The following is a 6,769-nucleotide window of genomic DNA, read 5'->3' as shown; positions in this document are numbered from 1 at the left end:
CGGGCCGCGCCGGGGCCGCCGTAGCCCGGCCCGCCCTCGGACGCCGGTTCCTGACGGCCCGCGTGGCCCGGGGACTCCGGGCCACCGCCGCGGGCGGGAACCCTGCGGGGCAGCGCCGAGGGGCCCGGCTCCGGATCGACTGCCGCCGGGCGCGGTTCGGCGAGGCCCGAACGGCGGGGCGGCGGCAGGATGTGCGGGGCCCTGGCCGCGGCTCCGGTGGGGTCGGCGAGCAGCAGATGGGACCCGGGTACCGCGACGGTGGCCGTGACACCTCCGCCCGGGGTGCGGGTGAGGATGACCTCGATCCCCCACCGTCGGGAGAGACCACCGACCACGAAGAGGCCGAGGACCTCGGTCGGGGCCAGGTCCAGCCGTTCACGGCGGATCAGGCGGCCGTTCTCCTCCTCCAGCCGCTCGGCGCTCATCCCCAGCCCGTGGTCGACGATCTCGATCAGGGCGCCGCCGCCGGAGCCGTGCCGGGGTCTGAGGACCACCTCGACACTGCTGGACGCCGGGGAGAACGTGACCGCGTTCTCCAGGAGTTCGGCGAGCATCAGCGTCAGGTCGCCGACGATGTCGGGGGCGACGGTGACATCGCCCTCGGCGTGCGGGGTGACGCGCTGATAGCCCTCGATCTGGCCGAGCGCGGCGCGGACGATGTTACTGAGCCGCATGGGACCGGAGTTGAGGCCCGTCTCACGGATGCCGGCGAGCAGCATCAGGCTGTCGGCGTTGCGCTGGAGACGTACGGCGATGTGGTCGATGCGGTAGAGCCGGTCCAGTACCTCGGGGTCGGTCTCACCGCGTTCCACGGAGTCGATCAGCGCGAGTTGCCGTGCGGTCAGGTTGCTGACGCGGTGGCCGACGTTGCCGAACATCTCGGCGATGTTGCGACGGCTGACGACCTGGCGCTCCAGCAGGGCACTCGCGGTGACCTGCACCTGGTTGAAGGCTTCGGCGAGTTCGCCGATCTCGTCGCGGACCGGCACGGGAACGGCTTCGAGCCGCGGCGGGCCCGCGTCCTCCGCGTCGTCGTCCGCGACCCTGGCGAGTTCTGTCTCGGCGGCGGCGGCCACGTGCTGCGCCGCCTGGGTGAGAGTGCGCACGGTCCGCACCACGGAGCGGCGCACCAGCACCGAGAACAGGATCCAGGCCGCGAAGGCCGCGAGGTTCGCGGCCACCAGCCAGAGCACCTGCCACCAGGCGTCGTCGGACGCCGACTGGGTGTCGGCGGCGATCTCGTTGATGAGCGACTCGGTGATCTTCAGCCGGTTCTGGGCCTGGCGCTCGTAGGTCGGGTCGGCGGTCAGCGCGCCCTGGAGCGCGGTGCGCAACTGCGCCGGGTTCTCGGCGACCAGCCCGCCGGGGTCGACCTGGAGCGCCGCGTAGTGCTGGGCGATGACGCTCTGGTAGGCGCTGTGCTCGATCGAGGCGAGTGCGGCACCCTGTTCCTGGCTCGCCGACCGGGTGAAGCGATCGGCCTGGTAGGTGTACTGCTCGTAGTCGCCGACGGCTCCGGTGTACTCGATGAGCGCGTTGGCGTCGCGGGTACGGGCCGCGAAGACGCTGGTCTCGAAGGACGCGTGGGCGGTGTCGGCACGCAGCAGCGCGTCGAGCAGATTGCCCGCGGACTCCGAGGACTCACCGCCCGACCGGCCCAGTCCGAGGCCGTTGATGAGGCCTTCGATCACCGATCCGTACGCCGGGTCGATGTTGTCGGCGGGGATCGGGCCCTGCTCGATGGTCTTACGGAGACTGTCGAGGCCCTCCAGCTCCTTGAGCGCCTGGGCCTCGGCCTCGGGCAGCCGTTCGCCGTAGGTCGCCCGCACGGCCTCCGCCTGGGCGGTGACCTTCCGCTGCGCCTGGAGGAAGGCGGAGGTGTCGGACGCCTTGTCGCCGGGGCGGGCGGCCTCGTGGCGCAGGGAGACCAGGAGCGCCTGCCGGTGCTCGGTCTGTACTCCGTCGATGAGTTGGGTGACCTGCGCGCTGTCCCGTACGAGACGGGCGGTCGCGGCCGCGGAACGCGCCGAGTCCATCTCGGAGTAGACGATGTACGCGATCATCGCGGAAACAACGGCCAACGGAACAATGACCAGGACGTTGAGTTTCCGTCGGAAAGGCCAACGGTCAAGGAGGGAAGGCGTCCGGCCTATTCGGGGAGCCGTGGTCTGCGGCCCCCGGGCGGCTTTCCTGTGCGCGGGCACCAAACCTCCTTGACTTCATTCCCAATTGGAAGCCCGCGGCCCGAGCCGCGTGAACGGGTCGTGTCAGTACGCTCGGGCCGAGCAAGTGGAACCATGTCCCCCGACTCGGCCAACATTAGCGGTTGCCGCAAGAGTACGGCCATGATCAACCAAAAAGTGACACGGCGATACGTCTGATTCGCCGCCCTTTCGATCGAGTTGCGCATACGCGGTGAAGCCGCCTGGTCTCCATCGGTGATCTATTCGTGTCTTGACGGTGCGTTACTGCTCTCGATTGGATCGACTACACGCCATGCCTTCCGGCCGTCGACCCCCATGCACAAGTCTGGATGACCAACGTGACCCACGCCAGAAGCACCCGAACGACCGCAACGTATGCTGTGTCCCTGCTGGTTGTGGCCGCGGCCGCCCTCACGGGCTGCGGTTCCTCCGACAACAACTCCGACGGCAAGGACCCGCTGAAGGGTGACACCGCCAAGGGCGGTACGGTCGTGGTCGGTTCCAACAACTTCCCCGAGAGCATCCTGATCGCGGACATCTACGGCGAGGCCCTGAAGGCCAAGGGCATCAAGGTCGGGTACAAGCTCAACATCGGAAGCCGTGAGACGACCTATGGTCTGATCAAGAACGGTACGATCACTGTTCTGCCCGAGTACAACGGTGCCCTGCTGGCCTATCTGAACGCCAAGGCGGCCCCGACGACGGTCGAGGACACCTCCAAGGCCATCACCGCCGGTCTCGACGCGAAGCTGACCCTGCTGGAGCCCTCCGCGGCCCAGGACAAGGACGCGGTCGCGGTGAACGAGGCCACCGCCAAGAAGTACAGCCTCACCGAGAAGTCGACCATCGCCGACCTCGCCGACGCGGCGAAGGACATGGTCATCGGCGGTTCCCCGGAGTTCCAGACCCGCAAGCAGGGGCTGGTAGGCCTCAAGTCCGAATACGGCCTCAATTTCAAGTCGTTCAAGGCCCTGGACGCGGGTGGCCCGCTGACCGTCGCGGCTCTGAAGGGCAACAACATCCAGGCCGCGGATATCTTCTCGACCGACCCCGGAATCACCAAGAACAAGTTCGTCGTTCTCCAGGACTCGAAGAATCTCTTCGGTTTCGAGAACGTCACTCCGCTCGCCTACAAGAGCGGTCTCACCTCCGAGGGGGTCTCCGCCCTCAACGCCGTGTCGGCGAAGCTCGACACCGACGCCCTGGTGGACCTCAACGCCCAGGTGCAGAACGACAACAAGGACCCGCTGGACGTGGCCAAGAAGTGGCTGTCGTCCGCCGGACTGTCCTGACGGACGCGTGCCGGCCGGAGCGGGGATCCGCTCCGGCCCGCTGTCCGGCACCTCGGGGGTGGGGGCGCCCGGCGCCGTGTGGGTGAGGAGACCGTCCGTCATGCTCGAACGCACCACCGAGACGCCCCCCGGCGATCCGCGCACCGCCGGCGCGCGCGTGGCCACCGTGCCCGCCGGGGTGGCGCTGACGGGCCACGGTCTCGATGCGCGCGCGGTCGCCCGGATCGCCGGCGGAGCCCCGCCCGCCACCGTGCGTCCGGCGGCACTGGAGGGCATGGAGCGTTCCCACCGGGCGGCCCGGGCACTGGCGGCGGAGGGCACCCGGGCCTACGGACGCACCACCGGTGTCGGAGCCCACCGTGGCGTCGCCGTCGAGGAACGCGACGGCGACGGCCATGACCTGCGCCTGCTGCTCAGCCACGCGGGCGGCATCGGGGAGCGGCTGCCGGTACGACAGGTCCGCGCGATGATGGCGGTCCGGGCCAACCAACTGCTCGCCGGGGGCTCGGGGTTGCGCCCCGCGATCGCCACGGCCGTGCTGGACGCCCTGCGGGCGGGTGTGCATCCACCGGTCAGCGAGTACGGGGCGGTGGGCACCGGGGATCTGACGGCGCTGGCCGAACTCGGACTGGCGTTGTTCGGACACGGACCGTGGGAACACGACCGGGCGGACGACGGTGAACCGCTTCCCGAGCCGCTGCGGATCGAACGCGGTGACGCTCTGGCCCTGTTGAGCAGCAACGCCCTCACCCTGGGGCAGTCCGCGCTCGCCTGTCACGACCTCGGTGCGTCGCTGCGCGCCGCGCACGTGGTGGCGGCCCTGTCCCTGTGCGCGATCGACGGGTCCCTGGAGGCCTACGCGCCCGAGGTCCACCTGGCGCACCCGCATCCGCCCACGCGGCGCGCCGCCGCGCGCGTACGACGGCTGCTCGGTGCGTCGCAGACGCCGTGGCCGCCGTCCCCGCGCGTCCAGGATCCCTTCGGCTTCCGCTGCTTCCCGCAGGCACACGGCCCGGCGACGGAGGCGTGGAGCACCCTGGACCAGGTGCTCGCCGTCGACCTCAACTCCGCTGTGGAGAACCCCCTGATCGGCTGGGACGGGGCCAATGGTGCCCCGAGCGCACATCATCACGGCGGTTTCTTCGCCACCCCGCTGACGCTGGCGCTCGACGGGGTGTGCCTCGCCGTCCTGGGCACGGCCAGGCTCTCCGCCGCCCGGCTCTCCGGACTCGGCCGCCCCGAACTGACCGGACTGCGTTCCTACCTGGCGGACGAGGCGTCGGCGGGGTCGGGGATGATGATCCTCGAGTACAGCGCGGCGGCCGCGGTCGCCGAGGTCCAGACGTGTGCCGCGCCGGCCGCTCTCGGGCATGTGGTGCTGTCGCAGGGGATGGAGGAGGCGGCGAGCTTCGCCACCCAGGCGGCCCGCAAGACGCTCCGGCTCGCCGACGCCTACCGGCTGGTCCTGGGCTGCGAACTGGTGGCCGCGGTAAGGGCCTTGCGCCAGCGCGGTACGGTTCCCGACCCGCTGACCGCCGCGGGGCGGGCCTACGCGCGAGCCGCGGCGGTGCTGAATCCTGCGATGGAGGACCGCTCCCTGACCAGCGACGTGGCGAGCGCCGCGGCGCTGCTCGCGGAGTTCGCGGCGGCGGACGGGCACACCGCCGACACGCCGCCCTCCGCATTGCTGTAGCGGTTTCCGGAGCGTGATCGCCCGACCTGCCCGGCGCCTCTCCCGGGAGGCCGGGGGACGCTCGGCGCACAGGCACGTTCGCGGCCTGCCGACTCCTACCGGTACTGAGGCGGTGGCGTCGGCCCCGACTGCCCGTCCGGGCGGCGTGGGCGTCGTACCGTCGACCGGTCGCCCCACCGCGGTCACCACAGTCACCACAGTCACCACAGTCACCACAGTCACCACAGTCACCACAGTCACCAAGGAGAACGTTCCATGAACGCGTTGCCCGCCGTCGTCGGCCGGGACGAATTCGATGCGCTGGTCGTCAGGACGGACTATCACGACGACGTGGCCTGGCGCGCCGTGACGGCCGCCCTGGCAAAGCCGTGGGACGACGGGGGCGAGGGGCAGTACGCGGCGGGCCTCCATGTCGTGGACGACCCTGCCTGGGCGGAGGCCGGTGTCGACGACGTGGTCGCCGCGGTGCGCGCCGACGAGAACCTGTCGGTCGTCTTCCTGGCCGACGGGACCACCATGCGGGCCGCGCACCACGCGCTGCTGGCGGTTACCACGCTGACCCGGGAGGAGTGCGAGGACGACGAGGACCACCGGCGGCTGACCGAGTTCGGGCGCTCCTTCCGCACCGTCCCCGCGGGGATCCGCGACATCCACGCGAACCTGAGCATCGGCAACCTCGGGTTCGAGGAGTACGCCGCGATGGCGCACGACGAACCCGAGGGGATCCACCGGATCTCCTGAACGACCGCCGACCCACCGGGTCCTGGGGCCCGGCGGGTCACGGCCGGTCGGTCACGAACCCGTCGACCGCGGCGGTGAGTTCCGCCGGCTTCTCCACGGGCAGTTCGTGACCGGCGTCCAAGATCCGCACCACGGCGTCCGGGTAGGCCTTCGCCATCCGCAGCATCTGCGCGACGGGCAGCTGGATGTCGTAGTAGCCGTGGACCAGGAGGGTCGGGGTGCGGATCTCGCCGAGCCGGTCGAGGACGTCGAAGGACCGCATGGCGCCGTACAGCGTCATGACCACCTCGCGCGGGGTGTCCGCGGAGGTGCGGACGTACTCCCGGATCTCCTCGCGCGGATAGCCCGGGGCGAAGGCGCGCTGGATGTTGGTGGCCACGAACAGCTTGAACGGCACCAGGGTCGAAGCCGCCATGAGCAGGCCCCGTCCCCGGCTGTAGGTCATCCTGCTGATCGAGCTGACCAGGACCATGCGTTCGACCCGCTCGGGGTGGGCGAGGGCGATGGTCTGGGAGATCATCCCGCCCATGGAGTGCCCGACCAGGACGAAGCGCTCGATCTTCAGGTGGTCGAGGACCGCGAGGACGTCCGTCGCCAGCTCCGCGATCGTAGGCACCCCGCCCCCGCCGCTCTCGCCGTGCCCGCGCAGGTCCAGCCGGACCACCCGCCGCTTCTCGGCGAAATGCGCCACCTGGTGGTCCCAGCGGCGGCGGTTGGCCGTCCAGCCGTGCAGGAACACCAGGGGGACGCCGCCGCCGTCGCGGGGGCCCTCGTCGTCGTACGTCAGCGCGGCGCCGTCGACATCGAGCTGCGGCATGGGGCCTCCTGGGTGCGGTCCG

General features: G+C 70.7%; 5 protein-coding genes. 3 read left to right on the top strand and 2 right to left on the bottom strand.

The window, feature by feature from the left end; translation table 11 throughout:
* The coding region (locus ABZV34_RS26110; protein WP_356281256.1) for an ATP-binding protein at nucleotides 1-2,081 on the bottom strand (2,081 nt) is incomplete at its 3' end.
* 452 nt (nucleotides 2,082-2,533) lie between these two features.
* Here ABZV34_RS26110 and ABZV34_RS26105 point away from each other — a divergent pair.
* The 3 genes from ABZV34_RS26105 to ABZV34_RS26095 all read left to right on the top strand — a co-directional run bounded on the left by ABZV34_RS26105 (nucleotide 2,534) and on the right by ABZV34_RS26095 (nucleotide 5,930).
* Nucleotides 2,534-3,496: an ABC transporter substrate-binding protein gene (locus tag ABZV34_RS26105; RefSeq protein ID WP_356281253.1), complete on the top strand. Its 963-nt coding sequence runs from the start codon at nucleotides 2,534-2,536 to the stop codon at nucleotides 3,494-3,496.
* A 100-nt stretch (nucleotides 3,497-3,596) separates the two neighbouring features.
* Nucleotides 3,597-5,189, top strand: coding sequence for an aromatic amino acid ammonia-lyase (locus ABZV34_RS26100; protein WP_356281250.1), 1,593 nt, complete (start codon nucleotides 3,597-3,599; stop codon nucleotides 5,187-5,189).
* Nucleotides 5,190-5,444: 255 nt separating this feature from the next.
* Nucleotides 5,445-5,930, top strand: a complete 486-nt coding sequence (locus ABZV34_RS26095) for a hypothetical protein (protein WP_356281247.1) — start codon at nucleotides 5,445-5,447, stop codon at nucleotides 5,928-5,930.
* 37 nt (nucleotides 5,931-5,967) lie between these two features.
* On the opposite strand, the gene ABZV34_RS26090 is transcribed toward ABZV34_RS26095, so the two are convergent.
* Nucleotides 5,968-6,747 (bottom strand): alpha/beta fold hydrolase, encoded by a 780-nt coding sequence (locus ABZV34_RS26090; protein ID WP_356281244.1) that lies wholly within the window; start codon nucleotides 6,745-6,747, stop codon nucleotides 5,968-5,970.
* Nucleotides 6,748-6,769 lie beyond the last annotated feature (22 nt).

The sequence above is a fragment of the Streptomyces sp. NPDC005195 genome (assembly GCF_040608315.1).
Classification (GTDB): domain Bacteria; phylum Actinomycetota; class Actinomycetes; order Streptomycetales; family Streptomycetaceae; genus Streptomyces; species Streptomyces kaempferi.
This window is presented reverse-complemented; position numbering and strand designations above follow the sequence as displayed.

Excerpts from the sequence above, each read along its gene's own strand:
- ABZV34_RS26105 (WP_356281253.1), top strand. The coding sequence starts at position 2,534 with ATGACCAACGTGACCCACGCCAGAAGCACCCGAACGACCGCAACGTAT.
- ABZV34_RS26100 (WP_356281250.1), top strand. The coding sequence starts at position 3,597 with ATGCTCGAACGCACCACCGAGACGCCCCCCGGCGATCCGCGCACCGCC.
- ABZV34_RS26095 (WP_356281247.1), top strand. The coding sequence starts at position 5,445 with ATGAACGCGTTGCCCGCCGTCGTCGGCCGGGACGAATTCGATGCGCTG.
- ABZV34_RS26090 (WP_356281244.1), bottom strand. The coding sequence starts at position 6,747 with ATGCCGCAGCTCGATGTCGACGGCGCCGCGCTGACGTACGACGACGAG.